At 52.0% G+C, this 18,320-nt stretch carries 15 protein-coding genes; 8 read left to right on the plus strand and 7 right to left on the minus strand.

Translation table 11 applies throughout. The features are described 5' to 3' along the window. Positions 1-74: 74 nt before the first annotated feature. The 3 genes from secF to K3T83_RS26920 form a co-directional block, all read right to left on the minus strand. Entirely contained in the window at positions 75-1,484 is a 1,410-nt protein-coding gene (gene secF, locus K3T83_RS26910) for a protein translocase subunit SecF (protein WP_220206009.1), read from the minus strand. An 11-nt stretch (positions 1,485-1,495) separates the two neighbouring features. Continuing rightward, positions 1,496-2,881 (minus strand): protein translocase subunit SecD, encoded by a 1,386-nt coding sequence (secD, locus tag K3T83_RS26915; RefSeq protein WP_220206010.1) that lies wholly within the window; start codon positions 2,879-2,881, stop codon positions 1,496-1,498. A 443-nt stretch (positions 2,882-3,324) separates the two neighbouring features. Beyond that, positions 3,325-4,782 carry a response regulator gene (locus tag K3T83_RS26920; RefSeq protein WP_220206011.1) on the minus strand — a complete coding sequence of 486 codons (1,458 nt, stop codon included), beginning with the start codon at positions 4,780-4,782 and terminating at the stop codon, positions 3,325-3,327. Positions 4,783-4,977: 195 nt separating this feature from the next. Here K3T83_RS26920 and K3T83_RS26925 point away from each other — a divergent pair, with 195 nt between their 5' ends. The 6 genes from K3T83_RS26925 to K3T83_RS26950 all read left to right on the plus strand — a co-directional run bounded on the left by K3T83_RS26925 (position 4,978) and on the right by K3T83_RS26950 (position 9,858). Beyond that, complete coding sequence (locus K3T83_RS26925) at positions 4,978-6,753, plus strand: N-acetylmuramoyl-L-alanine amidase (protein ID WP_220206012.1); 1,776 nt, start codon at positions 4,978-4,980, stop codon at positions 6,751-6,753. Between the two features lie 32 nt (positions 6,754-6,785). Continuing rightward, positions 6,786-7,400 carry an O-methyltransferase gene (locus K3T83_RS26930; RefSeq protein WP_220206013.1) on the plus strand — a complete coding sequence of 205 codons (615 nt, stop codon included), beginning with the start codon at positions 6,786-6,788 and terminating at the stop codon, positions 7,398-7,400. 125 nt (positions 7,401-7,525) lie between these two features. Then, a complete protein-coding gene (locus K3T83_RS26935; RefSeq protein WP_220206014.1) occupies positions 7,526-8,239 on the plus strand; it encodes an urease accessory protein UreF in 714 nt (237 codons plus the stop codon). A gap of 28 nt (positions 8,240-8,267) precedes the next feature. After that, positions 8,268-9,152 carry an urease accessory protein UreD gene (locus K3T83_RS26940; RefSeq protein ID WP_220206015.1) on the plus strand — a complete coding sequence of 295 codons (885 nt, stop codon included), beginning with the start codon at positions 8,268-8,270 and terminating at the stop codon, positions 9,150-9,152. An 85-nt stretch (positions 9,153-9,237) separates the two neighbouring features. Next, positions 9,238-9,540 carry an urease subunit gamma gene (locus K3T83_RS26945; RefSeq protein ID WP_220206016.1) on the plus strand — a complete coding sequence of 101 codons (303 nt, stop codon included), beginning with the start codon at positions 9,238-9,240 and terminating at the stop codon, positions 9,538-9,540. A 12-nt stretch (positions 9,541-9,552) separates the two neighbouring features. After that, positions 9,553-9,858: an urease subunit beta gene (locus K3T83_RS26950; protein ID WP_220206017.1), complete on the plus strand. Its 306-nt coding sequence runs from the start codon at positions 9,553-9,555 to the stop codon at positions 9,856-9,858. Between the two features lie 216 nt (positions 9,859-10,074). On the opposite strand, the gene ureC is transcribed toward K3T83_RS26950, so the two are convergent. Continuing rightward, positions 10,075-11,799, minus strand: a complete 1,725-nt coding sequence (ureC, locus tag K3T83_RS26955) for an urease subunit alpha (RefSeq protein WP_220206018.1) — start codon at positions 11,797-11,799, stop codon at positions 10,075-10,077. A gap of 224 nt (positions 11,800-12,023) precedes the next feature. On the opposite strand from ureC, the gene ureG reads away from it, so the two are divergent. After that, the gene (gene ureG / locus K3T83_RS26960; RefSeq protein ID WP_220206019.1) at positions 12,024-12,713 is read left to right on the plus strand and encodes an urease accessory protein UreG; all 690 of its coding nucleotides are present in this window, start codon (positions 12,024-12,026) and stop codon (positions 12,711-12,713) included. Positions 12,714-12,719: 6 nt separating this feature from the next. On the opposite strand, the gene K3T83_RS26965 is transcribed toward ureG, so the two are convergent. Then, positions 12,720-13,913 carry an acyl-CoA dehydrogenase family protein gene (locus tag K3T83_RS26965; RefSeq protein WP_220206020.1) on the minus strand — a complete coding sequence of 398 codons (1,194 nt, stop codon included), beginning with the start codon at positions 13,911-13,913 and terminating at the stop codon, positions 12,720-12,722. Between the two features lie 212 nt (positions 13,914-14,125). Further along, entirely contained in the window at positions 14,126-14,902 is a 777-nt protein-coding gene (locus K3T83_RS26970; RefSeq protein ID WP_220206021.1) for an ABC transporter ATP-binding protein, read from the minus strand. Positions 14,903-15,440: 538 nt separating this feature from the next. Between K3T83_RS26970 and K3T83_RS26975 the strand changes: the two genes are divergently transcribed. Continuing rightward, positions 15,441-16,178 carry a response regulator gene (locus tag K3T83_RS26975; RefSeq protein WP_236064996.1) on the plus strand — a complete coding sequence of 246 codons (738 nt, stop codon included), beginning with the start codon at positions 15,441-15,443 and terminating at the stop codon, positions 16,176-16,178. 27 nt (positions 16,179-16,205) lie between these two features. Here the strand turns inward: K3T83_RS26975 and K3T83_RS26980 are convergent, their stop codons facing one another. Continuing rightward, on the minus strand, positions 16,206-17,939 hold the full coding sequence (locus tag K3T83_RS26980) for a sensor histidine kinase (RefSeq protein ID WP_220206022.1): 1,734 nt from the start codon (positions 17,937-17,939) through the stop codon (positions 16,206-16,208). Between the last annotated feature and the right edge of the window lie 381 nt (positions 17,940-18,320).

Genomic DNA, 18,320 nt, shown 5'->3' on the forward strand with positions numbered 1-18,320 from the left:
CTCTGCAAGAACGACTTCTTGCGGAGCCTGTTTATATTTGATCCTGAACGGGAAGGATGCCTGTATGATAGCTATTAGCCGCGCGCTCGTGCCAGTTCGCGGGCCTCGCGCTCTCGTTTATTGGTGGGTTGCTTGCCCTTGTCACGATTGAACCAGGCGAAGAATAGCTCGTGCTTCTCCCACATCACGAGCAACATACTCGCGTTAAAGATGGAGGAGAAGGTACCGCTGAAGATACCAACCAGCAGTGTGAGCGTAAAGGTATGCACGCTACTGCCGATGGTGCTAAAGAGCGTCAGAGCCAGCAGCGTTAGCAATACGGTGAGCGATGTATTGAGCGAGCGCGTCATCGTCTGAATCAGGCTGGCATTCACTACGTCTTCAAACGACTCAGAGGTATGACGCTGCATGTTCTCGCGGATACGGTCGAACACCACAATCGTATCGTGTACTGAGAAGCCGACGACCGTCAGCAGAGCGGTCAGGAACAGAGCGTCGATCTGGATACCGGCAATTTCTCCGAGAATAGAGAATACGCCCAGAACCACCAGTACGTCGTGCAGCAGGGCGATGATAGCACAGGTGCCATAGCGCCACGCACGGGCGACCTTACGGAACGAGAACCAGATGTAGAGCAGGATAAACGCAGAGGCCGCGAGCACTGCCAGGACCGCATTTCTGGTGGTTTCTTCTGCGACAGAGCCACCAACAGAAGAGATGTTGGTGAACTGGAGATACGGTCCATTAGCATTAAGAAATGCAGCTTGAATGCGTGGCTGATCGCCCTGTCCCTGGTTCTGGATGGGCGAGGTCGTCAGAATGGTAATCGTCTGCGCCGTCGTTCCTTGCGTGATGTTTACCACGTTAACCGGAGTATTAGCAGCGCTGGATGACGTGGCGGTCGGTGTAGCAGCAGGAGTAGCGTTTGCCGTTGGCGTCACTTGCACTGCGGTTGTTGGCGTTGCTGCTGCGGTTGGTTGTGCCGTTGGCGTCGCCGTCAGCCCAGGAGTGCCGGTGTTGGGTAGTTTGCTTAATAGTTGCTGAATATCGCTCGTCTTAGGTGCGGTGTCGAAGCCGGACAGTGTGAGCAGCGTAAAGGTTTTGTTGTCCGCACCAGGAACATCGAGCGGTTGCACATTGATTTTGGGATATTTGTTTTTCAGGGTGGTCTGGATCGAGTTCAGGACGTTGCTATCGATCTGGGTATTGAGACGCACCCAGACCGTTTTCTCGCCATGATCGCCAGCAAGAGCCTTATTGTCGCCAAAGATAATCTGAGGATCGCGCAGGCCGAGCGGAGCGATATACTGTTCCACTTCCGCTGTCGTCTTAAATTCTCTCTGTGGACGAAACTGAATGCTTGATCCACCGGCAAAATCGATGCCGACTTTGAGATGAAACACAGCCAGCGAGATGATGCCCGGAATGATGATCAGCAGCGAAAAGGCTAGAAAGACAAAACGATATTTGACAAGGTGTAACACGGCATCCTCCTCTACACTGTGCTGTTTCGTCGCGCCAGAGTTGCCGAGGCAAGCGAACCAGCCGGAAGGCCAAACAGTGCAGGATGATTAATAACGCCAGTTGGCACAAGCAGATTCAGAAACGTGCGCGTGACCGTGATAGCGGTAAACATACTGATCACGACGCCCAGGAACAGGGTTGTTGCGAATCCGACAATGATCGTGGCACCAAAGTTTGTCCCAAAGCCGTAGAGGACGGCGCAGGTAATCATAGTTGCAATGTTTGAGTCGCGGATCGAGGGCCAGGCGCGTTTCCACCCGATATCAATAGCCGAAGCAAGCAGCCTGCCATCGCGTAACTCTTCTTTCATACGTTCAAAAATCAGAATGTTTGCGTCTACGGCCATACCAATCGAAAGGACAAAGCCCGCGATACCGGGTAAGGTCAGGGTGACAGGGATCATCTTAAAGATAGCAAAGGTGAAGATGGAGTACAGCACCAGCGCGATATCTGCAAGGAAACCTGGCAGGCGATAGTACAGCAGCATGAACAGGATGACGACGCCGAGACCGATGGCGCCAGCGATCATGCTTTTGTTAATGGAGTCCTGGCCGAGGGTTGGGCCAATGCTTTGCTGACTGGCAATTGTGAAGCTAATGGGGAGCGCGCCATATTTCAGGACGTTCACCAGTTGTTGCGCCTGCGTCAGCGTAAAGCGACCGGTGATCTGTCCACTACCGGGAAGCTGGCTCTGGATGACCGGCGACGAGATCACGCTTTTGTCCAGGGTAATCGTGAAGTAGCTGCCGATGTTGCTGGCGGTAAATTTGCTGAGTCGGCCAATGGCATCGCCTTTCATCGCAAACTCGATGAGATAGGAGCCGGTCTGTGGATCCTGGCCAACTTTGAGCGATGACGGATCGAGGTCGTTACCGGTGAAGAGCGCCTTGCCACCCGGATTGTATTGTGCATAATCGGATGGATTCAGAGTGGTTCCTTCGGGAACGCTGGTTTGACCTGTATTCCAGAATTCGAGCGTGCCAGTTTTGAGCAGATTTTGAATGGCTTCTTGCTGATTGCCGCTAAAGCCGGGCAATTCAACAGAGATGCTCGGCTCTCCGTTTGTTCGTTGAATACGAATGGTGGGTTCGTTCACGCCCAGACCACCATTGACACGCTGCTCGATACGTATGCGTGCGGCATCCATATTTTCGTCCGATGTATCCTGCCCCGCTTTAGGTACGAGCAGAACTTGTATGCCTCCCTTGAGATCAAGTCCCTCGTGGATGGTAAAAGGGTTATTAATACCGTATAGAGGCTTTTCATTTGCACCGGCGTTGGGCCAGAAAACTACATAGGATGCGCCCAATGTTAATAGGATGATGAAAAAGAGGAGTGTCAGTGTTCCTCGGCGCATATGTTGCTATTTCCTCTCACTCAATATTTGTAGAGTTCTACATTGAAACACTTTATTGAAACACTTTCGCCTGACTGCCTGCCTTTCCGCGCTGCGCAGCACATGGCCTCTCTTTCTTTGTAGAGATACAGAGTAGAGATACAGACTGCGCCATGATTCTTGTGCAGTATAGCATAGTTGGTTTGCCTTGACTATCCCGCTCATTATCTATGCAGATGATAATCCCTGTTGTATCCTACGTTATCCTCTCAAGAAAAGTCAGCTATCGCTCAAATAAGCTGTGCCATGAGGAGGACTCTAGGAGATTTAGGGAACATTATTCCCATAAAGGGCAACGTAGGTACATGGTCACATCAAGTTCATCCGGTCCTGTGTGACCATGTGGGCAGGCTCGCAATAAGTATGCCAGTGCTTTTATGCGGTGTGGAGTATTCAATATTTGGTCAATTTTGGCTGTGCTTTTTGTCTGTGATCGTCCAAACGGCGTGGGTGCTTGGAAATTGTTGGCCTGTCGCATCCAGATCTTCTTCTTCTATCATGGATTCGGGAAGCAGAGGCAGCATCAGAAAGAAGGTGCTACGGTTTTCTGGAAAGCGCTGTACCTCCAGGTGGCCTCCATGCCGCTCCATAATTTTTCGCGATACATACAGGCCCAGACCCAGCCCGATATGGGCATTGAGGTCGCGGACCGTGATAATCGCTTCATGTTTGGCCTGTTGCAGGGTGACAGTAATCACATTTGACTCCTCTAGTTGTTCGGGCGTTCGGGCCAGGAGCGTGTCGAAGACCTGACGAACCTGCTCTGCGTCAACTTCTGCCTCGACCGGGGCATGCACAAACTCGCAGACGAGCTTTTGTCCGTAGCGTTCGGCATGTTCATTGAGAAGCGTCTGGCACAGCTCTATAAGGTTGCGGCGCTCACGATGCAAAATAAACATGCCCGTTTCGAGGCGCGATGTGTTGAGCAGATCTTGCACCAATCCTTCTGTGCGTGCGATTGACTGCTCGATCTCTAAAAAGCCCTGATTGACGATATCATCAACCTCTGTCCCCTCAAGTTTCTGGCGTAATAGTGTCGTGATATTTTTCAATCTATTAACTGGAGATTTCATTTCATGTGTGACCAGGCTGATGACTTTATCTTTTGTGGCGTTGGCTTCGATCAGTTCGTTGGTGCGCTGCATGACCATGCGCTCAAGCGAGCGGGCATGCACTTCCAGGGCAAGCTGCTGCTCTTCGACCCGACGGCGAAGCTGGCAGGTCTGGATCGCACGCAAGAGGGCTGCTACGAACGAATCGCGGTCAATAGGTTTTTGAATATAATCATAGGCTCCTCCTCGTAGAGCTTGAATCGCCAGATCATGTTCCCCATGTCCAGTAATCAGTAGCGTTGGCGTATCTGGTTGCACTTCTCGAATCCGCGCGAGCAGTCCCAGTCCATCCATGCCCGGCATCTTGATATCGCTGACGATGGCATCGTAGCGCTGTTCGTGAATCATTTTGAGTGCCTCGAAGGGCGAATCGGAAACATCAACACGGATTCCAGGCATGCGCAAAGTAAGGGCACGAGGAAGCGCACTTAGCAGAGCCGGGTCATCGTCAACAATCAAAATATGAGGCGGTGGTGTCAATGATGGCTGTAAGATAGAGGCGTTTGCGATGCCAGAATCGTAAAAGCGAGCTGGTAATCCTGTATGTAAACGAATGCCGACGTGATCAAGCGTAAATAAATACCATCCTCCTGCATCTACCGCGACCTGTCCGGGAACCCAGGAACCAAAAACGCGAATTTCTACGTTATCCCCAGTTTGTAACTCATATCCATCCAACTCCAGGCAATTGTACTCACTATTGTAGATCAGCGTACCGGTTGCCATACGAGCGGTGTTTTCATCGGACATATAACCTCCTGCGCATTTATTCCCGTCGTTTTTGTTGTAGCACGAGCTAGCAGGTGGATCAGTTTCAAATTCCGACAGATAGATGGTCAAGAGCGAGCAGAACTGGTCGATAGATCTGGATAAAGCATCAAATTTCTTAGAGCCGGCGAGCCCATCCGTGAGATGAGACGGCGATACTGAAAAGGAGTGCAGTTGATGATGCCAGGTTGCAGGCGCTTGCTATTTCTGCCGTTGCTTATTTGTACATTGTCGGCCTTTACGGCCACAGGATATTTTACGCTATATCGCGCCTCCGCTGCAAATGCGGTGGAAGCGTCTTTCACGCGGGCCTCAAACGAGTTTGGGGTTCCTGTAGAGCTTTTGAAGGCGATTTGTTATATGGAGGGTCGCCTGAGCAATCATGGCGGTAGCCCAAGCATCGATCAGGGCTATGGATGTATGCATCTGGTAAAGAATGCTCGCGTCAACACGCTGGATCAAGCGGCGCAGCGATTGGGGGTGAGCGCGTCTCGGCTCAAAACGGATATGCCGACCAATATTCGCGGCGGCGCTGCACTGCTGCACGATGAGGCTCTGCAACTTTCTAGCAATCATGTACTCCCTGCAACACTGGCCGATTGGTATAGTGTTGTGGCTGCATATAGCCATGCTACGACGCGCGCAACAGCTCTGATGTACGCAGATGGCACGTATCGCATATTGCAACACGGATTTTCCGCGCAGGCTGAGGGTGGCGCGATGATCGTGCTGGCTCCACAGCTTGTAAAGCCAAATGTGATGATGGCCGCGAACATAGCTGCTAAGTCGTCACTTCCAGATGGTTGTGTTGACGATGGCAAGGTGGATTATGCGGGCGCGGTGGATTGTATCCTTGATCCTAAGAAGTTTGATTGCAATCAGGTCGCTGCAAAAGCAGCCTGCACCTATCAGAGTGCTCAGCGGCCCAGACAATATAAGGTGTTGCAGGTGGTCATTCACGATATTGAGGGCACCGCACTGGATGCACTGAATATTTTTCAGAATGCAAGCCAGCAGGTGAGCGCTCATTATATTGTTGATGGCGATGGCACAGTTTATCAGGTATTGCACGACCAGGATATTGCTTATCAGGCCGGCAACCTCTGGTATAATCAACACTCCATAGGTATAGAGCATGCAGGTTTTGCCGTTACTGGCTGGAAGTGGTATAACGCGACCGAATATCTTGCTTCGGCAAAGCTTACGGCGTATCTGGTGGAAAAGTATCATATTCCTCCAGATCATGATCATGTGGTCTCGCATGGTATTATTCCAGCCCCTTCGCTGGCTACGACGCCCAATCATGTTGACCCTGGACCGTACTGGCTCTGGGATTATTATCTTGGCCTGGTGCAAAAATCTGGAGTATCTAATGTTTGCAGTCGGAAAAACGCTCAGATGGTGCGCCTGCATTCTGTAGCTGATAGTTCTCCAAATGGTCAGGGAGAACAGAGCAATTTTAGCTACTTTTATCTCTATAGCAGCCCCACGACGGCTTCATCCCGCATACAGCGAGCGGGCAGTAGAGATGATCCAATCGATGAGACGGATAATGTGGAAGCTGGAATGAGCTTTTCTTATCTCAAGAAAGTGGTTGATCCTGCTGGAACAGGTAATATGCTGTATGAGATCTGGTATGGCGCTGAGGATCAGGCCAGGCACGATCACTTTGCGCGCGCAGAGCTGGGATGGTTGGCGATACCTCGTGGCAATGCCGTTGCAGGTTGCGGCGTGCCCGTCAAGCTACAGGCAAAGAGTGGCGGCACTGTTAGTGTCTCTGGTGTGCCTGTGACGGGAAGTACTTATGTGATTGGCGATGCTCCTCTGCAATCGACCTTCGTTTCGGCGTATACTGTGTTGGAGGATGGCACGTCCAATCAATGGTATGAGATCAACTATAACCATCGTCAAGCCTGGGTGCCAGCCAGTTCAGTTGTACCTATGTCGTCGTAGATCGATGAGATGATGAAAAGAGGAGCAGGGATATGCAAACTGCAATGGATGGAGCGCTGCGTCATTTGTTAGAGGCATTATACGAAGAGGGAGCGCGCAACGATGCTCACGAGCAAGAACGCCGGCGTAAATTGCTCAACCTGGAGCCAGAGACCGCTCATTTGTTGAGCGTGCTGGTGCAGAGCGGACGGCGCAAGCGCTTGCTTGAGATTGGCACCTCTAATGGATACAGCACGATCTGGCTGGCATGGGCGGTGCAAACGACGGGCGGCCAAATCATCAGCATTGATCGAGAGGTGGCGAAACAGGAGCAGGCCGCGGCCAACCTGCAACGCGCCGGATTGCGCGGTCTGGTAGAACTGCGTTGCGGCGATGCAACTGAGTTGGTGGCTGATGTACCCGGCCCCTTTGATTTTGTCTTTTTCGATGCAGATCGTTTCAGCGCACCTGCACAACTCAAGTTGCTCAGCACAAAGCTGACGGAGGATGTGCTGCTTTGTGCTGACAACGTGCAATCGCACCCGGATGAGATTGCCGGATATTTGCAGGCAATAGAAGCTCTCCCTGAGTTTGAACATATGGTCATTCCTGTCGGGAAGGGATTAAGTCTGGCGTACAGGGCGGCGGCAAACGTTCACAAGCCGTAATTGTTTGTATTTTTCTACCCGCTATGATAAGCTAGGGGCGAATTGATTTTAATATTTCGTAGTCGCGCGACTACGAATGATGGGGAAGACCTCATTATAGTTTGTGAGAAAGCATCCAGTACAGCATGTCTCTATCCCTCGATGCTCAAGCGTTATTGCAACTCCTACAACTGGCCGATAGCGCCCTGCCCATTGGTTCGGCTGCCCATTCTTTTGGCATCGAAACGCTGGTGGCAGAGGAGTTATTGACGGCCGAGCATCTGGCAGAATTTTTGGAAGACTATTTGCATGAAACAGGTACATTAGAGTGCATTTTCTGTCGCAGGGCTTATCTGCTGGCTTCGTCTCTGCGTATCGATGAATTTGAGCCGCAATGGTTGGCGTTAAACGATGAGTTGAGCGCCCTCAAGACAGCACGTGAAAGCAGGGTCGCCAGCGCAACGCTTGGACGCCGCTTCTTGCAATTGGTGCAGGGATTGGATGAAAATCCCTGGTTGCATCGGGCAATTCTCTCTGCGAAAAATGCAAAAGTTGATGTCCATTATAGCGTGGCCTTTGGACTGACTGGACACTTGTTGCGCGTGGATGAGACCGCAACGGTTCTGGCCTATTTGCAACAAACGCTCTGGTGTCTGGTCTCAGCTTGCCAACGCCTGATGCCGCTTGGTCAGAGTCAGGCCAGCAGAATCGTCTGGCAACTCAAGCCAACGTTAATCAGTATTGCCGAGCGCAGCAAAGAAGCTGCCTCTTCCTCTGAAGACATCGTTGTTTTCGCGCCTCTCCCGGATATTGGCAGCTTGCGCCATCCACTGCTGTCAACCCGGCTCTTTATCAGTTGATATTGTTAGATTCTGGTACGAAGAAACGATGCGCCAAATAGCACACACTTCGCCGCCCGTTATGGAGGTCAGGGGACATCTGGGGCTGCGCTTTGCCTATCAGCACGATGGGCAACAGACCCGATTGGTTGCCAGCGAGCAATCTCCACCGTTGCGCGTTGTCCGTGCCTTCTCTTTACAAGACGGTGCGGCCCTGGTCCATCTTCATAACCTATCAGGCGGGATACTCGGTGGCGATCAATTGACGCTCGATGTGGATATCGGGCCGCAAGCAAGCGCCCAGCTTACCACCACCGGAGCCACTCGCCTCTATCGCTGCCGACCAGAGATGCCAGCTGCTGTGCAAACCACCACCATACAGGTGCAACAGGGTGGGTTGCTCGAATATCTGCCCGATCCATTGATTCCTTTTGCCGGTTCGCGCTATCGTCAGCAGACGACAATTGAACTGGCGGAAGATGCCGGTCTGTTCTGGTGGGAGGCTATCGCTCCTGGTCGTACGGCGCGGGGAGAACTCTTTGTCTATGATCAATTACATGTAAGCACAAAGATTACGTCGCAAGGAAGGCCGCTTGCGATAGAGCGCTATACTCTCGAACCTCAGCAACAAAGCCTCGCATCTCTGGCCCGACTCGGTCCCTATACCTATTTTTGTAGCATGTATATCTGTCGTGTTGGCCTGGATGCTGCGAGCTGGCTCAAACTGGAACGTACACTCAATACGCTTGCTCATCAGATCAGCACGCCAGAGAGCATTGTATGGGGCGTGAGCAGCCTGGTGGCGCATGGACTGGTAGTGCGTGGCGTGAGTTGTCAGGGATATACTATAGTAAACGGCCTGACAAAGTTCTGGCAAGAGGCAAAGCAGGTACTCTATGGAAGAGAGGCAATTCCACCACGAAAGGTGTATTGAGCGATAGGTGAACGTATTCAACAGTATCAGTTTGACAAAAGCATAGCGATTGGCCTGTATAGGCAGGCAGAAAGAGGAGGGAACGGTGCAATTAACGGGACGTGAGCAGGAAAAGCTCTTGATTTTTGTCGCGGCAGAACTGGCTCGCAAACGGCAGGCGCGCGGCCTCAGGCTCAACTATCCCGAAGCGGTGGCGATTCTGACGGCGGAGATCATGGAGGCAGCACGCGATGGTAAGAGCGTCTCTGAGATTATGGCATTCGGCACCACTATTTTGCGGCGTGAGGATGTGATGGAGGGGATCAGCGAGATGATCCATGAGGTCCAGGTCGAGGCCACTTTCCCTGATGGCACAAAGCTTGTCACGATTCATGATCCCATTAAATAGCAGGAGGGCAGTATGAAACCCGGAGAATATCTATTGGGCGATGGCGATATCCAGGCCAATGTAGGACGCCAGACGGTGATGGTGCTGGTCAAGCATACAGGAGATCGCCCGGTCCAGGTTGGCAGCCACTATCACTTTTTTGAGGTTAATTCCTCCCTGCACTTTGATAGACAGGCCGCGTATGGTATGCGGTTGAACATCGCGGCGGGTACAGCGGTGCGCTTTGAGCCAGGAGAAGAGAAAGAGGTCAGTCTGGTTGCCTTTGGCGGTGAACGACGCGTTTATGGTCATACCGGAAAAGTGAATGGTGCGCTTTAAGACCATCGAAAATACTGGAGAATCTGGCAATTGAAGAGGGAATGACTCTGGGCACAGAGGATGTTGGGTCTACCCGTAGCGACAAGACCTTCATGAACAGGGTTCACCACCCAGCATGAAGGTCTTGTCGCTACGGGTGGGAGGAACCTTCTCTCACCCCAGCGCATTTGCCGGATACACCAATAATCGTGCAACCACGACATGCGAGGGATTTCATTAGAACAAGAAGTAGCGTTGCGCCATTGGGAGGACGGTCGCCGGTTCGCAGGTGAGCAGACCTCCATCGGCCCGTACCTCGTAGGTTTCAGGATCGACCTCGATCTTTGGCGTTGCGTCATTGTGGATCATATTGGCCTTCCCGACGGTACGGCAATTGGCAACGGCAACAGCGGTTTTATGGAGTCCCAATTTGTCTGGTATGTTCTCTTCAAGGGCGGCCTGTGAAAGGAAAGTAAGGCTGGTGGATGCCGTTGCACCGCCAAAGGAGCCAAACATCGGACGATACAACACAGGTTGGGGCGTGGGAATGGAGGCGTTGGCGTCACCCATCAGGCTCCAGGAGATAAAGCCACCTTTGACGATCATTTGGGGCTTCACCCCAAAGAAGGCCGGTTGCCACAGGACCAGATCAGCCAGCTTGCCCGGCTCAATGGAGCCAACATGCTGTGCGATGCCGTGCGTGATGGCGGGATTGATCGTGTACTTGGCAACGTAGCGCTTGACGCGATAATTATCGTTGCGCTCAGAATCCTGAGCAAGCGGGCCGCGCTGCACCTTCATCTTGTGTGCTGTCTGCCAGGTGCGCAAGACCACCTCACCGATACGTCCCATCGCCTGCGAATCGCTGGAAAGCATGCTGAAGACCCCCAGGTCGTGGAGAATATCTTCAGCGGCAATCGTTTCAGGCCGGATGCGGCTTTCGGCGAACGCGACATCTTCCGGCACTTGAGGATTGAGGTGGTGGCAGACCATCAACATATCTAAGTGTTCGGCAATCGTATTATGGGTGAATGGCATGGTTGGATTGGTCGAAGATGGCAAAATATTCTGGAATGAGGCAATGCGAATGATGTCGGGCGCGTGACCACCACCCGCCCCTTCTGTGTGGTAGGTATGAATGGTGCGACCGTTGATAGCCGCGATGGTATCTTCAACAAAGCCAGCTTCGTTGATCGTATCGGTATGGATGGCAACCTGAACATCATAGGTATCGGCAACCTTCAGGCAGCTATCAATGGCAGCAGGTGTCGTGCCCCAGTCTTCGTGCAGCTTCAGGCCACAGGCACCGGCGCGGATCTGCTCGATCAGTGGTTCCTGGGTGGCGGTGTTGCCTTTGCCCAGAAAGCCGAAGTTGACGGGCCAGTGTTCGGCGGCTTGAAGCATACGGGCAAGGTTCCAGGCACCGGGCGTACATGTGGTCGCGTTAGTGCCTGTGGCCGGACCAGTGCCGCCGCCAATCATAGTAGTGATACCATTGGACATGGCTTCATAGATCTGTTGGGGAGAAATAAAATGGATGTGGGAGTCGATGCCGCCTGCCGTCACGATCATATTTTCGCCAGCGATAACTTCAGTGCTAGAACCAACAATTAAATCTGGATCAACCCCATCCATCGTATCAGGATTGCCAGCCTTGCCAACTTTCACAATGCGTCCATCTTTCACGCCGATATCGCCTTTCACGATGCCCCAGTGATCGATGATCAGTGCGTTGGTAATCACAAGATCCAGCGCTCCGTGCGCTCCCTCTCTGGTTGCGCGGCTGCTCTGGCCCATGCCATCGCGAATCACTTTGCCGCCGCCAAAGGTGATCTCATCGCCATAGACCGTAAAATCTTTTTCCACCTCGATAATCAGTTCTGTATCAGCCAGGCGAACGCGATCTCCGGTGGTGGGACCGTAGAGATCGGCGTAGGTTTTGCGGGGAATGTGTAAACTCATAAGCAATGCCTCCCTTTTTTGTTACCTGATGGTGAGCAGCATGGGAGCTGTCGTGAGACCTATTCAGAGCAGGTATTTCCTATTGTTTCAGTATACCATGCCTGCATGCTGATTCAGCATTTCGTTGCATCGCTGTACAGACGCGTTGCATAATGAGGGGCAAAGAGAAGCTTGATAGCTGCTCTAAAAAGCCTGTGTGAGAAAAACAAGCAAAGGGTTTTACTATGTCTGAGAATCATCTTCAACGCGCCTTCCGTGTGGGCATTGCGGGTCCGGTGGGCAGCGGCAAAACCGCACTGGTGGACTGCCTGAGCAAGCGACTGTATCCCCGGTATAATCTGGCGGTCGTTACCAATGATATCTACACGCGCGAGGATGCCGAGTTCTTGCTGCGTCAGGGAACGCTGCCCGAAGAGCGCGTGCGCGGTGTGGAGACTGGTGGCTGTCCTCATGCAGCGATTCGCGAAGATGCCTCGATGAACCTGGAGGCTATTGCGGACCTGGAAGAGAGCCTGCCAAACCTTGAACTGGTCTTTGTGGAGAGTGGAGGAGACAATCTGGCGGCGGCCTTCAGTCCCGAACTGGTGGATGTCTCTATTTATGTGATCGACGTATCGGGCGGCGACAAGATCCCGCGCAAAGGTGGGCCGGGCATTACCCGTTCGGATCTGCTGGTCATCAACAAAATCGATCTGGCCCCGTATGTAGGGGCATCGTTGGAGGTGATGGAGAGGGACGCCCTCGCACAACGCGGCAAGCGTCCCTTTGTCTTTACCAATCTCAAAGCCAGCACTGGACTGGATACGGTCATCGATTGGCTGGAGGCGCAGCTTCAAACGCCAGCGGAGCAGCGGCGCGCTCTAATCGAGATTCACAGCTATGCGCCGTCACATCACCACCATCATCACGATTGAGCGTGTTTATCCTTCCAGCGCGCGTTTTGCCAACAATGCCAGTGTGCTATCGTCCATCGGGGGATGATGCAGCCCGGCACGCACGTCGCGATAGTAGCGCTGTAGCGGGAAGTTGAGAGAGAGGCTGGCACCACCGACGAGGCGCATTGCCAGATCGACAATCTCGACCGCGTGGTTGGTGACTACATATTTTGCCGCCGCCAGATCTCCATTCGTCACTTTAGTAGCATCAGTGCTAAACTGCTCTGCAACGCCAAAGAAGACAGCTTTGCTCTGGATCAGCGCCAGATCCATCTTCGCCACCTTATCCTGAATATGCGGAATGGAGGAGATTGGCTGATTGAGCGAGTTGGGACGGCGACGGCGGGCAAAACGGATCGCTTCATCGCGCGCGGCCTGTGCAATGCCGAGATACACGGCGGTTGTTGGGAAGCCCCAGGCTGCGAGTCGTCCTTGCACGCCCGGGTCTTGTGACATGCGGGCGTTGAGATGGGCTTCGGGGCCGACATGCACGTTTTCTAAAATGAGATCGTTGCTGCCAGAGCCACGCATTCCCAGCGAGTTCCAGGTGTTTTCGATGCGCAGGCCGGATGTATCGTGTGTTAGCAGGAAGTTGCCGCGATCAGAGGTCAGTGGAGGTAGCCCTGCGTCTCCCGCGTCGTCCTCGATAGCGCAACTGACGATGATGAAATGCAGGGCGTAGCTGCCGGTGGTGAAGGTTTTGCGCCCGTTGATGACCCAGGAGCCATCGGGCTGGCGGCGCGCGGTTGTCGTGGGGCGTCCGCCGCGACTGGGACTGCCGGTAGCTGGCTCGCTCGCAGCCAGATTCAACAATGCTCCCTTCTCGACGACGGCGTGACATATCAGCTGTAGAGCTTCGTCGTCGAGTGGCAACTCTTCGATCAGGCGCATGACATTGGTAAAGTGCATGCTGACAGCGAGGGCGGTCGAGGCGTCGCCCTGTGCGAGGCGAAACTGTGCCAGCACCACATCTAACAGGCTGGCACCCCAGCCGCCAAGTTCGCGGGGAACGGTGAGCGTGAGGTATCCTGCTCGTCGCAAATCATCAAAGTTTTCGAGCGGAAACTTTCCCTCCCAATCGCCCTCTGCCGCTCGCTTTGCAAAGATATCGGCCAGTTCACCGGCTATTGTACACAGTTTTTTCTGTTGCTCAGTCGCAGGATACGCAAGAAAGCTCATGCAAGGACTCCTTAGTTGCTATTGAATGACACGAGTTCATTACAGAAGCAGCCCTTTCCTCTATTGCCTATCGCGCTGAGAAATCCTTTGTCCATGCACTAATAATGAATAGCACGAAATCGCATCTGGCCGTCTTGTGGGTGTATCGGTATTGCCAAACGCAATCAGGCACGCAGCAACAACGTAGAGTGGCACCTCAATACAAGCAGCCTTCAAGCCGTTCGACCAAGGTAGACCTGATGGTTGACGGAACTGTTAAGCAGGTCATTGGCCGTCCCCTGCAAAGCGAGCGTATCACCCTGCAACACGTAGGCTCGCGTGGCAATAGAGAGCGCGAGTTCTGCATTCTGTTCTACCATAAAGATTGTCACACCGAGGGCATTCATTTCAACTATTTTGTCCAGAACTTGCTCCACAAACTGAGGCGCGAGTTTCTTTGTTGGCTCTTCCATACAGATCAGCCGGGGCCGACTGATGAGCGCGCGGGCAAAGGTCAGCATTTGTAATTCGCCGCCATGCAGTGTGCCTGCTCGCTGGTGGCGTCGATCTGCCAGATGTGGGAAGACAGCAAAGACACGCTGCATATCGTCGCGTACAGCCGCTCGTCCCCGACGTATATAGGCTCCCAGGCCAAGATTCTCCTCGATGGTGAGATTGGGATAGATCTCCTGTACATGCGGGACCGCCGATACACCGCGCCGCAGTATCTCTTCCGGCGAAAGCAGCGTAATAGCCTTGCCATCCAGCAGCACCTCACCGGCCAGCGGACGCACCAGACCCAGAGTAACCTTGAGCAGAACGGATTTCCCAGATGCCTTTCCGCCCAACAGTGAAACGATCTCGCCCCTGTTCATGTAGAGTGAAACGTTGTTTACTGCCTGAGCCGTTTCCTTTGGCGTGCTATGGTATGCACTGATTCCTTGCAGTTCTAGTAACGGAGACAGCGTGGCCTCCGGCTTGACGAGTAATCTTGTCGTTGCTCTTGTCACAACGATCACCTCTTTCTTCTGGCATGCCCCAAATCCATATGGGGTTCATCAGAAATAATTATTGATAAAATTGACTAACTATATCAACAATAGAGTTGCGAAAAGGACTGTTTGATAAGGTTGAAGAAATTATAACATATCAGAATGAATTTAATAACTAACAAGAATGGATATATTTCTGGCCGTTTTCCTATGCGAAGCATACATATAATTGCTTGTGTTTGCGCGAAAAAATAGTGGTAGCTCACTTTTTTAATAAAAATTTAAATTTTTTCGGTCACAATTAGAGAGTAAGCATGGCTTGAATATGTAGCTATCAGCTGTATTGCCGCAGGTATCAGTGCTAATGGGAGACAGAAGTATATCTAAAGTTATACATGATTGATCGGTGGGAGAAAAAAAGATATACTCTTGAGAGATCATGTTGGTTTATATAGATTTGTAAGCAACCAGAGGATGAATTTTTTTGATTGATCTGACATAGATGTGCGTAGGAACGTCGTACATGTGGGTAGTACACGAATGATATGAGGTCATCATGCAAAATAGGATTTTGCTAGTAGAAGACGACGATATTGTGGCCGAAGCAGTAACGTATAACTTAATGTGGAATGGCTTTCAGGTCACGACTGTTGTGGATGGAGCCAGCGCGCTCAAGAGCGTGAAAGAGGAGATTCCAGATCTGGTTATTCTCGATATTGCGCTGCCACACATGAATGGGTTGGAGGTGTGCCGCGAGTTGCGGCGAGCGAGCAATACCGCCACTTTGCCGATTATTATGTTAACTGCCAGGGGGCGTGAAATCGATAAAGAGGCAGGGTTGGATGCCGGGGCAGACGATTATGTGACCAAGCCCTTTGAGCGTCGAGAACTGTTGGCTCGTGTGCGTGCGGTATTGCGCCGGGCACAATATGCTCCGCAGCAGCCGGTGGAGCGGAAGCGGCAGGAAATTATTGAGCCTGTGTTGGCTCCGACTGAAGCCCCGCTCGTGATTGGTCCGCTCACAATTGATCTGACCGGGCGGCGCGTCGTTCGTCAGGGGAAAGAGTTGGAATTAACCTATCGGCAATTTGAATTATTGACCTATCTTGTGCGTAATCGTGGAATCGTCTTAACGCGCGATCAGCTTTTGCACCATGTTTGGGGCCATGACTATGAAGGCGATCAGCGGACTCTGGATGTGCATATTCACTGGTTGCGCGAATTTATTGAAGAAGATCCCAAAAATCCCCGTAATATCGAGACCGTTCGTGGGATTGGCTATCGCTTTCGGTAGCCAATCATGTCTGTATGGTGTGTTGCGTCAGGGTTGCTCTGGGGTCGTGGAGTGGGAGGCCGGAGCAAGCTCTAGAGTAAAGCAGAAGCGGCTTCCTTCTCCTGCCACCCCTGTACTTTCCACCCAAATCTTCCCATGCATCGCCTCCACCAGTTGTTTACAGACATATAGCCCCAGACCTGTTCCACGCACTGCTCCCGATACATCGCGCTTTAAGCGGGCGAAGCGCTGGAAAAGCTGAGAGATCTCTTCTGGTGGGATGCCTGGTCCGGTATCCTTAACACAAATCCGTACTCGCGACGTAGGCAGCGATTTTCCCTGTTCCGGTTCTAGCAGTTCCGCGCTAATGCTGATCTGCGTCTGCTTGGGGGAATATTTGAAGGCGTTGGAGATCAGGTTGCGCAAAATTTGGCGAAGATATTGATGGTCCGCTTTCACCTGGAGCGTCTCTGGCACGGCAAGTTCTAGCGTGTAGTCTTCGCGCTGGCGTGGATCGAGATAGTCTATAACTTCTCGCGTAATGGAGGCAAGTGAAAGATCTTCCAGCGGCGGTGGTTTGAGGCCACTGCCAGCTTTGGTAGCATCGAGGATACTATTGACCAGATGCATCAATTCCTGACAACCATATTTGGCCCGGCTCAGAAAAGTTTTTTGCTGCTCACTATCCAGTTGACCGTGATAGTCGAAAAGCAATTCGAGGAAGCCGTAGACTTGCGTGAGGGGCGTGCGTAGTTCGTGGCTCACATTCATGATAAATTCATCTTTAAACTGGTTGAGCTGCTTCTGTTGCTCATAGGCGATGGCATCGGCAACCATTGTTTCGAGCATGGCATTGACCGAGAAAGAGACGGCGGCTATCTCGTCGCGACCCTCAACCGTCAAGCGCGTATCGAGCCTGCCCTGCTCAACCGATTGCGTCACGCTGCGAAGTTGATTCAGGCGGCGCACAAACGTATTGGAGATGAGGGCACCAGCCATAATAATGCCCAGGCAGGCAAGAAGGGCGCTGATGATCGTCATAATCAGTTGGTCGCGCCCCTGAATGGCGGTGGCATCACGGATCGAGTTGGTCAGGCGCTCGTTAAACTGAATCAGGCCGTGCAGCGCGCTCTGTGCATCTGCATAGGTTGGCTCTCCCTGCAAACGTGCCAGCCGCTCCGCTTCCTGACCATTTCTCTGCGCAATATAGTTGAGAATTTGCTCTTGCGTGGTTTTATAGAGCCGCCAGGTGCGCAGCGCACTATCGACCAGTACAACCTGTTGCCCCACCTGCGCCTCGTGGTTTGCCTCCTTCAATACTTCTACCTGAGACGGATTACGATAGAGCAAATGGTTGGCCTGATAATCTAACAGCAGCTTTTCATAGCGATCAGTTAGTCCCTGTACAGCTTTTTGTTGAACGGTCAGTGTTTCCTGAGAAATAATGGGAGACTGGACCGTATCGAGCATTTCGCGTATTTCTATGGTGATTAACACAAGAATATTGCTACCCAGGGGCAAGATCCGGCTTGTTTGCACAAGACTTTGATAGAAATTTGTGGCTTTTCCCATATCCTGGGTGCGGTAGAGGCCGGTCCCACCGATAGTCAGGGCGGCGATCAGGGCGGCGGTAAGAAAGCCGAGCGTTAAGCGTTGCCCAACGGTGAAATTGAGCAAAAAGCCGCTGGTATGCGAACGCTCTTTATTGGCGTGTTTAGCTCTTTTCAATATATGAGATGTTTTAAGCGAGTCGGGCGCTAGCATGTGTTGGGTAAGGTTCATAGCATGTTTGTTCCATCTGGCAGACTGCTTGCCGTAACCAGGATCAGGAAAACGTTTCTCTGCTAGTATTGTGCTTGATAGCGATTAAATAAACGTTAAGTAAACATTAAGAGAAGGATAGGGAAATTTAATAGAGAAAACTTTTTATTAGCTTCTTATAATACAGGTTATTACCATGAAGGAGAAACAAGTAATATAGGTAAAATTTGTATTCATCCAATTCGTCACCTATTGAAAAACCGTTCGGCTTGTGCTACACTCAATATCTGTATATTGATGATGTCATGTGCAGAGAAGCACGACGTTGTTCAGCTTACATCCTCAGATCAACAAATGCCTTGTCTTTGCAAAAAAGAAACTTTTGCCACGTACTGTATTTTA

The sequence above is a fragment of the Reticulibacter mediterranei genome (assembly GCF_016587455.1).

Excerpts from the sequence above, each read along its gene's own strand:
- K3T83_RS26920 (WP_220206011.1), bottom strand. The coding sequence starts at position 4,782 with ATGTCCGATGAAAACACCGCTCGTATGGCAACCGGTACGCTGATCTAC.
- K3T83_RS26975 (WP_236064996.1), top strand. The coding sequence starts at position 15,441 with ATGCAAAATAGGATTTTGCTAGTAGAAGACGACGATATTGTGGCCGAA.
- ureC (WP_220206018.1), bottom strand. The coding sequence starts at position 11,799 with ATGAGTTTACACATTCCCCGCAAAACCTACGCCGATCTCTACGGTCCC.
- K3T83_RS26930 (WP_220206013.1), top strand. The coding sequence starts at position 6,786 with ATGCAAACTGCAATGGATGGAGCGCTGCGTCATTTGTTAGAGGCATTA.
- K3T83_RS26940 (WP_220206015.1), top strand. The coding sequence starts at position 8,268 with ATGCGCCAAATAGCACACACTTCGCCGCCCGTTATGGAGGTCAGGGGA.
- K3T83_RS26950 (WP_220206017.1), top strand. The coding sequence starts at position 9,553 with ATGAAACCCGGAGAATATCTATTGGGCGATGGCGATATCCAGGCCAAT.
- K3T83_RS26965 (WP_220206020.1), bottom strand. The coding sequence starts at position 13,913 with ATGAGCTTTCTTGCGTATCCTGCGACTGAGCAACAGAAAAAACTGTGT.
- K3T83_RS26935 (WP_220206014.1), top strand. The coding sequence starts at position 7,526 with ATGTCTCTATCCCTCGATGCTCAAGCGTTATTGCAACTCCTACAACTG.
- K3T83_RS26925 (WP_220206012.1), top strand. The coding sequence starts at position 4,978 with ATGATGCCAGGTTGCAGGCGCTTGCTATTTCTGCCGTTGCTTATTTGT.
- ureG (WP_220206019.1), top strand. The coding sequence starts at position 12,024 with ATGTCTGAGAATCATCTTCAACGCGCCTTCCGTGTGGGCATTGCGGGT.
- K3T83_RS26980 (WP_220206022.1), bottom strand. The coding sequence starts at position 17,939 with ATGAACCTTACCCAACACATGCTAGCGCCCGACTCGCTTAAAACATCT.
- secD (WP_220206010.1), bottom strand. The coding sequence starts at position 2,881 with ATGCGCCGAGGAACACTGACACTCCTCTTTTTCATCATCCTATTAACA.